Raw genomic sequence first — 14,660 nt, forward strand, 5'->3', positions numbered from 1 at the left:
GCGACGCTCAGGCCGCGGCGCCTGCTCCCAGGGCCGGCGCTTCCTCGTCGGTGGAGGGGACGAAGGTCACCACCGGCTGGCTCTTGCCGGGGACGATGGCGACCGGGGCGGGCTCCCAGCGGAAGGCGTCACCCGCCCGGTCGCGGGTCGCCTGGGAGACGAGCACGGCCACCCCGAAGCCCTTGGTCAGCCGCTCGATGCGGTTGGCCAGGTTCACCGTGTCGCCAATGGCGGTGTACTCCAGGCGCCGGAAGGGCGAACCGATGTTGCCCAGCACCACGGGACCGGAGTGCACGCCCACGCCCATGCGCAGGCCTGGCTCGCCCCTGGCGGCGCGCTCGGCGTTGACGGCTTCCAGCTCGCGCACCATCTCCAGCGCGCACCGGGTGGCGCTCCGGGCATGGTGGGCGTCCGGCAGCGGGGCGCCGAAGTACACCATGAGTGCGTCCCCGATGAACTTGTCGAGCGTGCCGCCGTGGCGGAACACCACCTCCACCATGCGGCCGTAGTACTCGTTGAGGATGGTGACCACCTGCTCGGGGGGCAGCCGTTCGCTCATCGAGGTGAAGTCGCGCACGTCCGCGAACAGCACGGACACCTCGCGCAGCTCCGGGGTGGGGGAGTCGCGGTCCTGGAGGCGCTCGGCGACGGCGGGGGAGAAGTAGCGGCCCAGGCGCGCGCGCTGGAGTTCCTCGTTCGTGACCGCGGCGGACAGCGAGCGGATCCGCTGGAGCAGCCGGGCCGCGCCCGCCGCCGTCATGGCCAGCATCACCGCGCCGGCCACCTGGGCCCCCCCCCCGATGGCGGCCTCTCGCTGGAGCGCCACTTCCGCGACGACGGCGATCGCCGTGACGAGCAGCATCACGGGCCGGCGCAGGCTCAGCGCGGACAACAGCACCAGCGCCGCGAAGATGCCCAGCGTGAAGCCGGCCACTCCGCCCGGAGAGGGGGACACCGGCAGCGCCAGGTGCTGGAGCCAGTACACGGCGGGTACGTCCACGAACGCGACGGACAGCGATGCCCAGCGGGCGATGCGCGCGGAGGCGGTCACCGCCACGGCGACGACGGATGTGCAGACCAGGTACAGCGCGAACGGCCCCAGGTAGACGTCCCAGTCATGCAGGTCGCGCCCGCGACCCAGGTAGACCGCCATCCCGAACAGGACGCTCACCGCGCCCAGGCGGACCCAGGCCAGATGGCGGCCATTGGATTGACGCTCCACGTCGAGCGCGCGGCGTACGGACTGCTGGAGGCTGTCGCTGGGCGTGGTGGTGGATGGCAAGCGGTCCCCCCGACCGACGGACGCGTCGGCCTGGAACATCCCAGGGCCATCTTGCAACGAGTGGGATGCCGACGCACGTCGGGGAGTCCCGGAAAGCCCGGTGGAACACAGACGTGGCCAGGGAATGCCCGGACAGAGTAGACGCAGGGGTCATGTCCGTGCGGTCCGTCGCCTCCTTCCTCCGCGCCGGTTCGGGGCGCCTGGCCCTGGGCTCCCTGCTGGGGCTCCTGTTGTTCGCCGCCGAGACGGCGTGGTTGCTCAAGGCCGGGGTGGTGGGCGTGGACATCCCGCTCGACGGCCCGTACGCGGCGCTCGCGGCGGCCGTGCGTCCGTTGCTGCCGGGCGTCGTCCTTCGCGTGGCCACTGTCTATCTGGTGGCGGGTGGACTGCTGGGGCTGGCCGCCGCGGTGCTGGCGCGGGCGTGGATCCGGCGCGGTGGGTGGGCGGCGCTGGGCGTGACGATCCTGCACTGGGTGGGACTGCTGCTGTTCTGGGCCTGGGACCGGGCGCTTGCGCGTCCCGCGCTCTTCGATGATCTGCCGGCGGTGCGGCCGGTGCTGGCGTGGTTGGTGGATCACGGCGAGCCATGGCAGGCGCGCGCGGCGGCGGGTGCGTGGGTGGCCGTGCATCTGACGGTGCTGGGCGCGCGGGCGTGGTTGGCGTTGCGCCGTGGGGCGGGGCAGGTGGCTTCGGTGCCGACCCCGGGTTCGGCTTCCGTGCCTGCTTCGGCAGCCACTCCTGCGTCGGATGCATCCGTCGGGCAGGGAGGGGGCTTCGGCTGGTGGATGGTCGGCGCGGGAGTGGCGCTGGCGCTGGGCGCGGGAGTCGTGGTCCGCCCCTCCACGAAGCCGGACCGCAAGCCGCTGGTGGTGGTCATCGGCATCGATGCGTTCCGTCCGGACCGACTGGGCCGCACGGGTCGCGGGGTGGCTCCGCACGTGGAGCGCTTCCTCCAGGATGCGACGCTGTTCACCCGGGCCTACACGCCGGTGGCGCAGACGGAGCCCGCGTGGCGTTCGCTGCTCACCGCGCGCTGGCCGTACCGCACCGGCGTGCGCTACCCGCTGACGTCCGATGCGCGCGTGGTGCTGGCGCCCACCTTCGCGGACCGGTTCTCGGAGGCCGGCTGGCGCACGGTGTTCGCCACTGACTGCTCGCGCTTCCACTTCGAGGGCCCTGCCTCCGGCTTCACCCGTCGCTGGCAGCCCCCACGCGGCGCGCTCAACTTCGCGCTGGAGAAGCTGCGCTACCGGGCCCTGGGCCTCTTCGCGGACAACTCCGTGGGCGCCGCCTGGGTGCCGGAGTTCATCGACAACCGCGCGCTGGCCGGCATCCATGATCCGATGGGCTACGCCGAGCGCCTGTCCCACGGACTCGTGTCGGAGGCCTCCGAGGGCCCGCTGCTCTTCGCCTTCCACGCCACGGCGGCGCACTTCCCCGGCGACCCGGTGTACCCGTTCTACCGCCGCTACGTGCCCCCCACCGAACCGCTGGACCGCCGGCTGCGCATGCACTTCGCCCCGGTGACGCCGGGTGCGAAGGGCGCCTGGAACCGCGAGGGCTCCGAGGGCCTCTACGACGAACTCCTCGCGCAGGCGGACGCGCAGGTGGGTACGCTGCTGGACGCGCTCCGAAGCTCCGGCCGCTACGACGACGCCCTCATCGTGCTGCTGTCGGATCACGGCGAGAGCTTCCACGCGGACCGACCGGACCTGGCGGGCGCGACGTCCGTGCACGGAGCGCGTCTGGGCGAAGAGGAGAACCGCATCCTGCTCGCGGTGAAGCTGCCCGGAGGCCGGGGCCTGGGGCCCGCGCAGGTGGATGCGCTGGCGCGCCTGGTGGACGTGGGCCCCACGCTGCTGGAGCTGTCCGGCCTGCCCTCGCTGCCGGAAGTCGACGGCCTGTCGCTCACGCCGCTCCTGCGCGGAGAGGAGCGCCCGTTCGCGCCGCTGTACGCGGAGACGGGCTACACGCACGTGAGCCCGGAGGTCTTCGACCCCGGCCACTGGCCCGGCGCGCCGCGCACCTTCGACGCGTACCGCCTGCGCCCGGATGGCGTGGTGGAGATGGGCGAGGTGGCCGACGCGGCGGTGCTGCGCGAGAAGGACTCGGGCGCCTTCGACGGCGAGCGCTGGTGGGTGGACCGGCCGCAGGCGGACGGCTCCCTGCGGCGGACCTGTTCGGGCGACTGTGAAGGGGCGGACGCGGAGGCGCTCGCGGCCTGGCTGGACGACGTGCGCGAGCGCACCGCCGGGGCCGCTTCACGTAGAGTCGCCGGCCATGTCGACGACCGAAACCCCCGGCCTCCAGGAAACGTACGCCCCCCACAACGCCTGCTTCGGGTGTGGCCCGGCCAACCCGAAGGGACTGCGCATCCGCAGCCGCGTGGAGGGTGACCTCGTCGTCGCGGACTGGACGCCGGAGGACCACCACCAGGCGTTCCCCGGCGTGCTCAACGGCGGCATCATCGGCGCGCTGCTGGACTGTCACAGCAACTGGACGGCCGCCTACCACCTGATGAAGGCGCAGGGCGCGGACTCCCCGCCGTGCACCGTCACCGCGGATTACGCCATCGTCCTCAAGCGGCCCACGCCCATGGCCGGGCCGGTGCACCTGTCCGCGAAGCCCGTGGACATCCAGGGCGACCGCGCCGTCATCGAGGCCACGCTCACCGCGGGCGGCAAGGTGACGGCCACCTGCCGGGGCACCTTCGTCGCGGTGAAGGAAGGGCACCCCGCGTACCACCGCTGGTAGCCCCTGGAACGCCGCGGGCCCCGACACCGGCCTCGTTCAAGAGGCGGCGCGGGGCCCGTTCGGATCAGCGTGAGGGTGAAGGACTACTTGCCGCTGGAGAGCAGGCGGGCGTGGTCGGCCGCCGTCTGGTTGGGCTGACCGGTGTCGCGCAGGCGGTGCACCTGGTTGCCGATCTTCTCCTGCAGCAGCATCAGGCCGTCCAGCACCTGCTCTGGGCGCGGCGGGCAGCCGGGGATGTAGACGTCCACCGGGATGATGCGGTCGATGCCCTGGAGCACCGCGTAGTTGTCGTAGAAGCCGCCCGAGGACGCGCACACGCCGAAGGACACGACCCACTTGGGTTCGGTCATCTGCTCGTAGACGCGCTTGAGGATGGGGGCCTGCTTCAGGTTGATGGTGCCCACCACCATCAGCAGGTCCGCCTGACGCGGCGAGAAGCGCGGGAACTCCGCGCCGAAGCGCGAGATGTCGTGCCGGCTGGCGGCCACGGACATGTACTCCATGCCGCAGCAGGCGGTGGCGTACGGGTACGTGAAGAGGGAGTACTTGCGGGCCCAACCCAGGCCCTTGGACACCAGCTTCTGGAAGAAGCCCGTGGCCTCGTCCCGGCGGGTGGCGATGATCGGAGCAATGTCGGTGTCAGCCATGATGTCTCAGCTCTCCCAGTCCAGGGCGCCCTTCTTCCAGACGTAGATAAGGCCCACGACCAGGGTCGACGCGAAAACCAGCATCTCCGTGTAGCCGAACCAGCCGAGCGCCTGGAAGTTCACCGCCCAGGGGTACAGGAACACCGCTTCCACGTCGAACACGATGAACAACAGCGCGATCACGTAGAACTTCACGGCGAAGCGCTGACGGGCCGGACCGCTCGACTCGGAGCCTGCTTCGAAGGGGGCCGACTTGGTCGTGCTCGGGCGCTTGGGGCCCAGGCGGCTGGTGACCTGCGGGATGATCATCGCGAGGACGCCGGCCAGCAGGAGCACCACCAGCAGCGGCAGGTACGGTGCGAGGGGTGTAGTCATCGGGCGCGGAACCTAATGACACCGCTGGCGCCGTGTCAAAGGGAAACGCCCCCGCCCCGGAAGCGCCAACCCCTTGAGAAGACGGCCGAAATGCCGCGCCCATCAGGCCCGCTCATCCGCCTGCCGCTCCGCTCCGACCGCGCCCGCACGCCCCGGGCGCGACATCTCCAGGCGGCGTTTGACGCTGGGGGGGGCCACGCCTAGCGTCACGGGCTTCCGATCATCGCCTGGGAGCACCCGACATGTGGGGCCGTCTGAGTTTACGGATGCAGGTGGCGATCGCGGTGCTGCTTCCGTGCCTCGCGGTGGTGTTCTTCAGCAGCGTGTACTTCCCGGCCCGGCAGCACGCCGCCGCCCTGGAGGTGCTGTCGCGGCGGGCCCTGACGGTGGGGACGCTGGTGTCCCGCCACCCGGCCATGACGCTCGCGGACACGTCGCCGGAGGCCCGCGCGCGGCGCGATGACGTCTTCGCCCAGGTGGAGTCCGGCGGCTTCACGCTCCTGTTCCAGGAGCTGTCCCGCGAGGACGGGACGGTCATCGAGTCCCGGGGCCGGGTCCCGGCAAGCCTGGCGCTGCCGGCGGCTTCCCCGTCCGGCGGGTGCACGGTGGCGCGGCCTCCGGAGTCGGTGGTGGTGCGCTGTGAGCATGGCGGCCTCGTGTACCGCGCGGGCTTCGGCACCCAGGAGGTGCAGGCCGCGATGTCCGCGACGGAGGGCTATTCGCTGCTGGGCTACCTGGGCGCCGCGGTGCTGGGCCTGGGGCTGGCGGTGATCATCAGCCGCGCCATCGCGGACCCCGTGTCGCGCGTCACGCAGGTGGCGCGCGAGGTGGCCCGGGGCGACGTGTCCCGGGGCGAGCTGGACGTGTCCGCCGCCGGCGAGGTGCGGCTGATGGCGACCTCCTTCAACGAGATGCTGGGCACGCTGCGCTCCACGGTGATGGAGCTGGTGTCGCGCACCGAGCAGCTGTCCAGCGCGTCGCGCGGCCTGATGGGCGCCTCCGCGGATCAGGAGCACGTCATCAGCCAGCAGGCGGCGTACGCGCAGCAGATCGCCGCGACCTTCGAGGAGCTGAGCCGCACCGCCGAGCAGATCTCCTCCTCCACGGAGGTGGTGGAGACGAGCGCCCGGCGCACCCACGACGCGGTGGCGGAGGCGATGGCGGTGGTGGCCCAGGTGGTGGGCGGCATCAACGACATCCGCATCGAGTCCAAGGGCGTGGCGGACGCCATCGTCGGGTTGAACAAGGACCTGCAGCAGGTCTCGAAAATCGCCCAGGTCATCAACCAGGTGGCGGAGCGAAGCGACCTCCTGGCGCTCAACGCGGCGCTGGAGGGCACCAAGGCGGGCGACGTGGGCCGGGGCTTCTCACTGGTGGCCGCGGAGATGCGCAAGCTCGCGGAGAACGTGTCCGCGTCCGCGCGCGACATCGCCCGCATCGTGGAGAAGGTGCAGGACTCCGGAGAAGAGGCCGCGTCCAAGGCCCGGGTGGGCATGGCGACGAGCGACCGGGGCGTGGAGGTGGCCGAGCAGGCGTCCGCCGTCTTCCTGCGCATCGTGGACCTGGCGCGCGGCACCAGCGAGGCGGCGCGGCAGATCACCATCGCCACGCGGCAGCAGCGTCAGTCCAGCGAGCAGGCGGTGCAGGGGGCCCGCAACGTGGCGGACCTGGTGAAGCAGGGCGTGGACGCCACCGGGCGCACCACCCGCATCGCCCAGGACCTCCAGTCCGTCGCGGAAGGGCTCACCGCCGTGACGAGCCGCTTCAAGACCCAGTCACCGCGCTCCTGAGCGCGGCGGGCGCTTCAGGCCGAGGCGGACGGCGCGCGGGCGCGCAGCTTCTGGAACAGCTCCGGGGGCATGGCCGCGACGCCCAGGCGGTGGTCCGGCGACACCTCCTCGCCGTGGAAGTCGCTGCCGAAGGTGGGCACCAGGTCGAACTCCGCCGCCAGCGCCAGGTACTTCTGCCGCAGGCCCGGGTTGTGGTCCGCGCTCAGCACCTCCAGGCCGGACAGGCCCGCCAGCGCCAGCGCCTTGATCTCCACGCGCTCCATCTTCGACGAGCCGGGGTGGGCGAGCGTCGCGGTGCCGCCCGCGTTGCGGATGAGGCGGATGGCCTCCGCGCCCTCCAGCTTGAAGCGCTCCACCCACGCCGCGCGGCCGGTGCCCAGGAAGCGGTCGAAGGCGGCCTTCATGTCGATGCACCAGCCCTGGTTCACCAGCACCCGCGCCAGGTGCGGCCGCCCCAACTGCGCGTCCCCGGCCACCTTGAGCACCTGCTCCATGCGCACCGGGAAGCCCAGCTCGCGCAGGCGCGCGACCATGGCCTCCATGCGCTGCGTGCGCTCGTCGCGCAGCCGGTCCGCGAAGCGCGCCAGCTCCGGGTCCTCCGGGTGCAGGAAGTGACCCAGGATGTGGGCCTCCTTGCCGTGGACGAAGGCGGACAGCTCGATTCCGGGCACCAGCTCCACGCCATGGGCGCGGGCGGCCTCCCGGGCCTCGGCGAGTCCCGCCACCGTGTCGTGGTCCGTCACCGCCAGGACCGTGACCCCGGCGGCGGCGGCGCGCGCCACCAGCGTCGCGGGCGGGTACTGGCCGTCACTGGCGGTGGTGTGCGAATGCAGGTCGATCATGGCGGGCCCTCCAGGGGGCCGTGCGGGAAGGCAGGCACTCTTATGCCATGTCCATGCGACAGGGGGCCGGAAGAGCGGGCCCTGTGTGAATCAGCACGGACAGCGGTTTGTTCCTGTCGCCTGCCTGCCTCTTGGGGAGGGGCTGGGTTGAAGCCGGGCCTCCCCTTGTCTGGCCGGCGGTGTTAGATCGCCGCGCCATGGCCAAGACCCCGACCCCGAAGAAGTCCACCCTTCGCGCCGCCTACGCGAACGCGCGCAAGGCCGACCCTCGCCCCATCACCGGCAAGGAGAAGCCGGCGGAGCTGCTCGCGCACGCGTTCAGCGCCTATGTGGGCCGGCAGGAGCGCACCGCGTTCGAACTGATGCAGCAGTCGGTGCAGCAGGACGCGTCCATCTTCCTGACGCTGTCGGGCGCGATGACGCCCGCGGGCCTCCACCAGTCCTGCCTCATCCCGCTGGTGGAGAAGGGCATCATCTCCGCCATCACCACCACCGGCGCGAACCTCTACCACGACGCCCACCGCATCATCGGCCACGGCATCCGCGAGGTGAACCCCAACGCGGGCGACCTCCAGTACCGCCTGGCGCGCATCATCCGCATCTACGACCTGGGCTTCTGGGAGGAGGCGCTGCTCGACACCGACCGCCTCTTCTCCGCCATCCTCCGGCAGCCCCAGTTCCAGAAGAAGATGACCACGCCGGAGTTCCATTACCTCCTGGGCAAGGCCATCCACGGCATCGAGAAGGAGCTGGGCGTCAAGCAGCCGTCGCTCCTGTCCACCTGCTACAAGCACGGCGTCCCCATCTGGGTGGGCGCGGTGCAGGACGGCTCCATCTTCCTCAACGTCGTGAAGCTGAAGCGCCTCCTGGGCGACGAATTCAAGTTCGAGCTCGACATCAACGAAGACGTCTTCTCCATGGCCGCGATGCAGCACTACTGCCGCCACAACGGCAGCGGGAAGTTGGCCATCTGGATCCTGGGCGGCGGCGTGCCCAAGAACTACACGCTCCAGGGCGAGCCCCTGCTGGATCAAATCCTCAACGTCCCCACGTCGGGCTTCGACATCGACGTGCAGTTCTGCGTGGACCCGGTGGACAACGGCGCGCTGTCCAGCTGCCCGGCCGGTGAGGGCCACACGTGGGGCAAGGTGTCCGTGGAGGCCGTGGAGACGGGCTCCATGTACGTGCACTGCGACGTGACGGCGGTGTTCCCCTGGCTCACGCACGCGCTGTTCAGCGAGCCGAAGAACAAGCGCAAGCCCATGCGGCTGATGGACAAGATGGACGACGCCGTGAAGTTCCTGGACGCGGACGTCAAGAAGCGCAGCAAGGCGCTGATGAAGACCCTGGACTGGAGCGTCGAGGAGGCCGAGCCTTCCACCAAGAAGGACGCGAAGGCCCACGACGCCTACGTCCGTTAGAGAAGGTCCCCCTTCCTCGCAGTCCGCGAAGTCCCAAGGAGCCGGTGATGAGTGTTCAGCCTGCAGCGCCCGCGACGGGCGTGGTGATGACCCTGGTGAGCGCCCCGCAGTTCAAGACCCAGGTGACGCACGGCCCGTCCGGCGCGACGTTGCCCACGGAGGCGCCGAAGGACAACGGCGGCACCGGGGGCAGCTTCTCCCCCACGGACCTCGTGGCCACGGCGCTCGCCTCCTGCGTCGTGACGACCATGCACCTGACGGCGGCCCGGGAGGGCATCACCCTGGGCGAGGTGAGCGCGAAGGTGGAGAAGCGGATGAGCCCGCCGCCGCGCCGCATCGCGGAGCTGGTGCTGTCCATCCTCATGCCCTCCGGCCTTGCTCCGCCCCAGCGGGCCCTGCTGGAGAAGATTGCCCATGAGTGTCCGGTGTCGCGCAGCCTGCACCCGGACACGAAGGTGACGGCGTCGTTCGGCTACCCGGACTGAACCGCTGTGCCGGGGCGGAGGGCGGGGGCCTGTCTGGCCGGCTGCCCTCCCGCCCCCGGATTCAAGATGCCGCCGCGCGGCCGAGTGCCCACCCTGGGCTGAAGCTTTTTGAAGCTCTGGGGAGGACACGCCGCATGAACCTGAAGCGACTGGGCATCTACCTGAACGACCACCTCCTGGGCTCCACGGTGGGTGTGGACCTGGCGTGCAGGACGGAGCACGAGAACCGCAGCAACCCCGTGGGCGCCTCTCTGTCCTCGCTGATTCCGCTGCTGGAGCAGGACCGCGCCACGCTCCTGGCGGTGATGTCCGCGCTGGAGGTGAAGCCGGATCCGCTGAAGGTGGGCGGCGCGTGGGTGGTGGAGAAGCTGTCGCGGCTGAAGCTCAATGGCTCCTGGCTGCGCTACTCCCCGCTGAGCCGGCTGGTGGAGCTGGAGGGCCTGTGCGTGGGCTCCCACGGCCGGGTGTCCCTGTGGAAGAGCCTGGAGAAGGTGGCCGCGAAGGATCCGCGCCTGGCGCGGTTCGACTTCGCCTTCCTGGCCGAGCGCGCGGACGGACAGCTGCTCACGCTCCAGAACCTGCGCCTGCGCGCGACGGAGGCCGCGTTCATGGACACGTCCGTCGAGACCGGCGAACAGGTGCCGGCCCCGACGGAGGCCTGAGCCTTCAGGGCATCAGGTGCCCGAGGGTGACACCGGAGGACGGACACCGCCGTTTTCGGGTCCGGGCAGCAGGCGCAGCTGGCTGGCGGAGGTGAACGTCGCGTCCACCTCCCGCTCCAGGTACGTGTAGCCCGACAGGCCGTCCTCATAGACGCGCAGCAGGTTGCGCGACTCGTCCAGGGTGATGCGCCCCTGGCGCAGCGCCAGCTCCGTGAACTTGCGCAGCTTCGCGACGAGGTCGTCCTTGTTGTAGCTGACGTAGTTGAGCACCTCGGTGACCGTGTCGCCCGCGACGACATGGTCGATGAGGTAGCCGCCGCCCGGCGCCAGCGACACCTGCACCGTGTGCGTGTCCCCGAAGAGGTTGTGCAGGTCGCCCAGGATCTCCTGGTACGCGCCCACCAGGAAGATGCCCAGGTAGTAGTCGTCGCTGTTGAGCGCGTGCAGCTCCAGCGCGTCCTTCACTTCCCGCTTGTCGATGAAGTGCTCGATCTTCCCGTCCGAGTCGCAGGTGATGTCCGCCAGCGTCGCGCGCCGGGTCGGCTTCTCCGCGAGGCGGTGGATGGGCATCATCGGGAAGAGCTGATCAATGGCCCACGAGTCCGGCAGGGACTGGAACACGGAGAAGTTGCAGAAGTAGGTGTCGCTGAGCTGCTTCTCCAGCGCCTCCAGCTCCTCCGGAATCTCCCCGGACTCACGCGCCACGCGAAGAATCTTGTGGCAGATGGCCCAGTAGAGGTTCTCCGCCGCCACGCGCTGCTCCAGCGACAGGTGGCCCAGGCTGAAGAGCTGGAGGCTCTCCTCCTTGGCGTCCTGCGCGTCGTGGAAGGCCTCGATGACGTTCTTGTTCGTCACCTCGCGGAAGGTGGACCAGAGGTTGCGCACCACGGAGGGCGCCTTCTCATCCACCTTGTCGGGCGTCTGCGTCGGGTCGAACTCGCTCGTGCCCAGCACGTCCACCACCAGCACGGCGTGGTGCGCGACGACGGCGCGGCCGGACTCGGAGACGAGCGTGGGGTGCGGCACGCCCGCGCGGTCGCAGGCCTCCATCACGCCGAAGACGACGTCGTTGGCGTACTCCTCCGTCGTGTAGTTCATGGAGGAGGCGAAGTTCGTCTGGGAGCCGTCGTAGTCCACGCCCAGGCCGCCGCCCACGTCCAGGTACTTCAGCGGGGCGCCCTGGCGGGCCACCTCCACGTAGAAGCAGCCCACCTCGCGCAGCGCGTTCTTCACGTTGCGGATGTTGGAGATCTGGCTGCCCAGGTGGAAGTGCAAGAGTTCGAAGGAGGCCAGCAGGCCCGCGTCCTTCATGAAGCCGATGCAGGACATCAGCTCCGACGAGGACAGGCCGAACTTGGAGCGGTCGCCTCCGCTCGCCTCCCACTTGCCGGCGCCGCGCGTGGACAGCTTCACGCGCATGCCCAGCCGGGGCGCGATGCCGGTGCGGCGGGCGACCTCCGCGATGAGGGGCAGCTCGCTGGGCTTCTCCACCACGAGGATGACGTTGCGGCCCAGGCGCGAATAGAAGAGCGCCGTCTCGATGTACTCCTCGTCCTTGTAGCCGTTGCAGATGACGAGCGCGTCCTCGTTGTCCAGGAGCGCCATCACCGCGAGCAGCTCCGGCTTGCTGCCGGCCTCCAGCCCGTAGGTGAACTCCTTGCCCGCCTCGATGATGGTCTCCACCACGTAGCGGTGCTGGTTCACCTTGATGGGGTACACGCCCCGGTACAGGCCCTTGTAGCCCTGGTCCGCGATGGCCTTCTTGAACGCGTTGTTCAGGTGGACGACGCGGTGGCGCAGCACGTCCGTGAAGCGCAGGAGCAGCGGCAGGCCGATGCCCCGGCGGCGGACCTCGTCCACCAGCTCCTTGAGGTCCATGCTCGGAGCGGTGGGCCCGTCCGGGTGGACGCACACGTGGCCCTTGTCGTTGATGCCGAAGTAGGGCGAGCCCCAGTTCCGGATTCCGTAGAGCTCATGGGCATCGGCCAGGGTCCAGCGGTGCTGAGGGGCGGTAGCGGCCATCGTTGTTTCGTTGCCTCCGGGTAGGGGCCTGCGGCGGATGGAAACTCCCATGAACAAGGGAGGGGGGCCGGACTATCGGAAACGTCCCGGGCATTCAATAGCCGCCTGTTCGTGGAGCAGGCAGGCGGGCAGGGGCCCCCGTTCCAGTGCTGGCCCTGCTGGGCCGGTCAGCATCCAATTCCTACCCTTCCACCTGGGAAGCCCAGGGAGGCCGAGTGGAGAGAAGGGGAGGGTACATGGAGTCGTCCGCACGCAGGGAAGAAGCACCTTTGACCCCGCGGGAGATCTTCGAGCGGTTGGATCGCTTCGTCATCGGACAGGACGCCGCGAAGCGCGCGGTGGCGATCGCGGCGCACAACCACCTCAAGCGCATCCAGGCACGCCGGATGCGCCGTCAGTCCCTCATCAAGAAGTCCAACATCCTGCTCATCGGACCCACGGGCAGCGGCAAGACGCACATCGCACGCAACCTGGCGGACATCCTCAACGTGCCCTTCACCACCGTGGACGCCACCGAGTACACGGAGGCGGGCTACTACGGGAAGGACGTGGAGGTGATGGTGTCCGACCTGCTCTTCAAGTCGAACCACTCCGTGGAGGACACCCAGCGGGGCATCATCTTCATCGACGAGGTGGACAAGATCGCCCGCCGCACGCAGGGCGCCCGCAACGGCGCTGGCAGCCGCGACATCGGCGGTGAAGGTGTCCAGCAGTCGCTCCTGAAACTGCTGGAAGGGCGCGAGGTGCACGTGCCCATGAACGTCACCCAGGCGTGGAACAAGAGCGACTTCGTGCAGGTGGACACGCGCGACATCCTCTTCATCTGCGCGGGCACGTTCAGCGACCTGCACGACTTTGGCGACGACGGCGGCCGGGCCATGGGCTTCGGCGCGGACGCGACGGGCGCGAAGCGCAAGGAGAAGCGCATCTCCACGAAGCAGCTGGTGGACTTCGGGATGATGGCGGAGTTCCTGGGCCGCATGCCGGTGATGGTGCAACTGGAGCGGCTGGGAGAGCCGGAGCTGTTGCGCGTGCTCACCGAGCCGCCCGATGCCATCACCCGGGAGTTCAAGGAGCTCTTGTCCCTGGACGACATCGAGCTGGAGTTCCCGGAGGCCGGCCTGCGCGAGGTGGTGCGCTACTCCGTGGCGCGAGGGCTGGGCGCGCGAGGCCTGCGCTCCATCCTGGAACACGTGATGTCGGACGTCATGTTCGAGGCGCCCGAGCGCCGGCACCGTCAGGTGGCGGTGGACGCGGAGTTCGTGAAGGCGCGCCTGTCCAGCCTGGACGACGTCGAGCTCAACGCTTGACGGACGTCTTCTCCGAGGCCCGAGCGGCGGCGCCCAACCGCGCCGCCGTCTGCGGGTCCTGGATGAGCTGAAGGATGGCGTCGTTGCGCAGCAGGGCCTGGGAGTCGCCGCGCTGGAGGGCGCCCTTGAGGTCCTGCTGCTTGAGGGCGGCCTGGAAGCGCGGATCCTTGAGCAGCGCCTTGAAGGCCGGGTCGTCCTGGAGCTTGCGCGCGCGCTCCGGGTCCTGGGTGGCCTGGGCCACGCGGACCAGGTCCTTCAGGGGCGCGAACTGGGTGAGTTCGAAGAGGTTGTAGCGGCGGGCCATCTCGAAGGAGACGGAGCCCATGGGGGACACGCCCACGCGCTTGCCGGCGACGACGACGTGCTGCTCCAGGAAGGTGAGCGCGCTCAGGCTGACCCAGAAGATGGCGGCCATCTTCCCACTGCCCAGGACGAAGCCCAGGGTGCGGTCCAGGCCGCGCTCGTCCGGGTTGCTCCCGGAGAGGAAGCGCACGAGCAGCGCGCTCAGGGCGTAGCGCACGGTGAGCCACGTCACGACGAAGAGGAGCACCGTTCCGGCCAGGGTGCCCACGAGCAGCGGGGCGCCCATGGCGACGGCGAGCTTGGGGCCCACGATGGGCGCGAGCTTGCGTGAGACGAAGTAGCCCACCGCGAGGCCCGCGGTGTTGGCCACCTGCCGGGACGCGCCGGACATGGCGCCCAGGATGCCGAAGAAGAGCACCAGGCCCAGGAGGATGAGGTCGATGACCATGGATGGGACTCCCGGTGCCGCGCGCGCTCAGCGGATCTTGAACGATGAATCGCCCTTGGATTTCTCCGCGGCCTGCTTCTGCGCTTCCGCGAGGGTTTCCTTGTAACGGGCGTTGGAGGGCTCGTAGGTGAGCGCCATCTTCAGGTTGCGTTCAGCGGCGGAAGGGTTGCCGGCGTCCAGGTCCTTCTGGGCCTGCGTGTAGAACTGACGGCCCTTGGGGTGGGTGCCGATCTGCTCTTCCTGCTCCTTCTTCACCGCGGCCTTGGTCTCTGCTTCGGAGGCGTCGGTGAAGCGCAGCTTCTGCGCGCGGTCCGGACCG

13 protein-coding genes and 1 pseudogene are annotated in these 14,660 nt (G+C 70.0%); 7 read left to right on the forward strand and 7 right to left on the reverse strand.

The genetic code is table 11. The features are described 5' to 3' along the window. Window positions 1-7 precede the first annotated feature (7 nt). On the reverse strand, window positions 8-1,321 hold the full coding sequence (locus D7X74_RS06675; RefSeq protein ID WP_233595407.1) for an adenylate/guanylate cyclase domain-containing protein: 1,314 nt from the start codon (window positions 1,319-1,321) through the stop codon (window positions 8-10). Window positions 1,322-1,434: 113 nt separating this feature from the next. Here D7X74_RS06675 and D7X74_RS06680 point away from each other — a divergent pair, with 113 nt between their 5' ends. Next, window positions 1,435-3,678, forward strand: a complete 2,244-nt coding sequence (locus D7X74_RS06680) for a sulfatase-like hydrolase/transferase (RefSeq protein WP_120532074.1) — start codon at window positions 1,435-1,437, stop codon at window positions 3,676-3,678. Continuing rightward, window positions 3,668-4,036, forward strand: coding sequence for a PaaI family thioesterase (locus tag D7X74_RS06685; RefSeq protein WP_233595406.1), 369 nt, complete (start codon window positions 3,668-3,670; stop codon window positions 4,034-4,036). The genes D7X74_RS06680 and D7X74_RS06685 overlap by 11 nt, the downstream gene beginning before the upstream one ends. 83 nt (window positions 4,037-4,119) lie before the next feature. Here D7X74_RS06685 and D7X74_RS06690 read toward each other — a convergent pair whose 3' ends face one another. Both D7X74_RS06690 and D7X74_RS06695 read right to left on the reverse strand, forming a co-directional pair. Continuing rightward, a complete protein-coding gene (locus tag D7X74_RS06690) occupies window positions 4,120-4,683 on the reverse strand; it encodes an NADH-quinone oxidoreductase subunit B (RefSeq protein WP_120532076.1) in 564 nt (187 codons plus the stop codon). A 6-nt stretch (window positions 4,684-4,689) separates the two neighbouring features. Next, window positions 4,690-5,058 (reverse strand): NADH-quinone oxidoreductase subunit A, encoded by a 369-nt coding sequence (locus D7X74_RS06695; RefSeq protein WP_120532077.1) that lies wholly within the window; start codon window positions 5,056-5,058, stop codon window positions 4,690-4,692. A gap of 242 nt (window positions 5,059-5,300) precedes the next feature. Between D7X74_RS06695 and D7X74_RS06700 the strand changes: the two genes are divergently transcribed. Continuing rightward, entirely contained in the window at window positions 5,301-6,848 is a 1,548-nt protein-coding gene (locus D7X74_RS06700) for a methyl-accepting chemotaxis protein (protein WP_120532078.1), read from the forward strand. Window positions 6,849-6,862: 14 nt separating this feature from the next. Here the strand turns inward: D7X74_RS06700 and D7X74_RS06705 are convergent, their stop codons facing one another. Further along, window positions 6,863-7,690 carry a PHP domain-containing protein gene (locus D7X74_RS06705; RefSeq protein ID WP_120532079.1) on the reverse strand — a complete coding sequence of 276 codons (828 nt, stop codon included), beginning with the start codon at window positions 7,688-7,690 and terminating at the stop codon, window positions 6,863-6,865. A gap of 197 nt (window positions 7,691-7,887) precedes the next feature. Here D7X74_RS06705 and D7X74_RS06710 point away from each other — a divergent pair, with 197 nt between their 5' ends. The 3 genes from D7X74_RS06710 (at window position 7,888) to D7X74_RS06720 (ending at window position 10,258) form a co-directional block, all read left to right on the forward strand. Beyond that, window positions 7,888-9,111: a deoxyhypusine synthase family protein gene (locus D7X74_RS06710; RefSeq protein WP_120532080.1), complete on the forward strand. Its 1,224-nt coding sequence runs from the start codon at window positions 7,888-7,890 to the stop codon at window positions 9,109-9,111. 47 nt (window positions 9,112-9,158) lie between these two features. After that, entirely contained in the window at window positions 9,159-9,596 is a 438-nt protein-coding gene (locus D7X74_RS06715) for an OsmC family protein (protein ID WP_120532081.1), read from the forward strand. Window positions 9,597-9,730: 134 nt separating this feature from the next. Beyond that, window positions 9,731-10,258, forward strand: a complete 528-nt coding sequence (locus D7X74_RS06720) for a hypothetical protein (RefSeq protein ID WP_120532082.1) — start codon at window positions 9,731-9,733, stop codon at window positions 10,256-10,258. A 12-nt stretch (window positions 10,259-10,270) separates the two neighbouring features. Here the strand turns inward: D7X74_RS06720 and speA are convergent, their stop codons facing one another. After that, the gene (gene speA / locus D7X74_RS06725; protein ID WP_120532083.1) at window positions 10,271-12,280 is read right to left on the reverse strand and encodes a biosynthetic arginine decarboxylase; all 2,010 of its coding nucleotides are present in this window, start codon (window positions 12,278-12,280) and stop codon (window positions 10,271-10,273) included. A gap of 236 nt (window positions 12,281-12,516) precedes the next feature. Here speA and clpX point away from each other — a divergent pair, with 236 nt between their 5' ends. Next, window positions 12,517-13,590, forward strand: a complete 1,074-nt coding sequence (clpX, locus tag D7X74_RS06730; protein WP_120532084.1) for an ATP-dependent Clp protease ATP-binding subunit ClpX — start codon at window positions 12,517-12,519, stop codon at window positions 13,588-13,590. Here the strand turns inward: clpX and D7X74_RS06735 are convergent. Next, entirely contained in the window at window positions 13,580-14,341 is a 762-nt protein-coding gene (locus D7X74_RS06735; RefSeq protein ID WP_120532085.1) for a CvpA family protein, read from the reverse strand. The two genes, clpX and D7X74_RS06735, sit on opposite strands and share 11 nt — an antisense overlap. Before the next feature lie 27 nt (window positions 14,342-14,368). After that, window positions 14,369-14,660, reverse strand: a pseudogene (locus tag D7X74_RS06740) (molecular chaperone DnaJ); the annotation flags it as partial.

Source organism: Corallococcus sp. CA047B (assembly GCF_003612065.1).
GTDB lineage: Bacteria > Myxococcota > Myxococcia > Myxococcales > Myxococcaceae > Corallococcus > Corallococcus praedator.

Coding starts and splice junctions, on each gene's coding strand:
- D7X74_RS06675 (WP_233595407.1), bottom strand. CDS start 1,321: ATGTTCCAGGCCGACGCGTCCGTCGGTCGGGGGGACCGCTTGCCATCC.
- D7X74_RS06680 (WP_120532074.1), top strand. CDS start 1,435: ATGTCCGTGCGGTCCGTCGCCTCCTTCCTCCGCGCCGGTTCGGGGCGC.
- D7X74_RS06690 (WP_120532076.1), bottom strand. CDS start 4,683: ATGGCTGACACCGACATTGCTCCGATCATCGCCACCCGCCGGGACGAG.
- D7X74_RS06695 (WP_120532077.1), bottom strand. CDS start 5,058: ATGACTACACCCCTCGCACCGTACCTGCCGCTGCTGGTGGTGCTCCTG.
- D7X74_RS06700 (WP_120532078.1), top strand. CDS start 5,301: ATGTGGGGCCGTCTGAGTTTACGGATGCAGGTGGCGATCGCGGTGCTG.
- D7X74_RS06705 (WP_120532079.1), bottom strand. CDS start 7,690: ATGATCGACCTGCATTCGCACACCACCGCCAGTGACGGCCAGTACCCG.
- D7X74_RS06710 (WP_120532080.1), top strand. CDS start 7,888: ATGGCCAAGACCCCGACCCCGAAGAAGTCCACCCTTCGCGCCGCCTAC.
- D7X74_RS06715 (WP_120532081.1), top strand. CDS start 9,159: ATGAGTGTTCAGCCTGCAGCGCCCGCGACGGGCGTGGTGATGACCCTG.
- D7X74_RS06720 (WP_120532082.1), top strand. CDS start 9,731: ATGAACCTGAAGCGACTGGGCATCTACCTGAACGACCACCTCCTGGGC.
- speA (WP_120532083.1), bottom strand. CDS start 12,280: ATGGCCGCTACCGCCCCTCAGCACCGCTGGACCCTGGCCGATGCCCAT.
- clpX (WP_120532084.1), top strand. CDS start 12,517: ATGGAGTCGTCCGCACGCAGGGAAGAAGCACCTTTGACCCCGCGGGAG.
- D7X74_RS06735 (WP_120532085.1), bottom strand. CDS start 14,341: ATGGTCATCGACCTCATCCTCCTGGGCCTGGTGCTCTTCTTCGGCATC.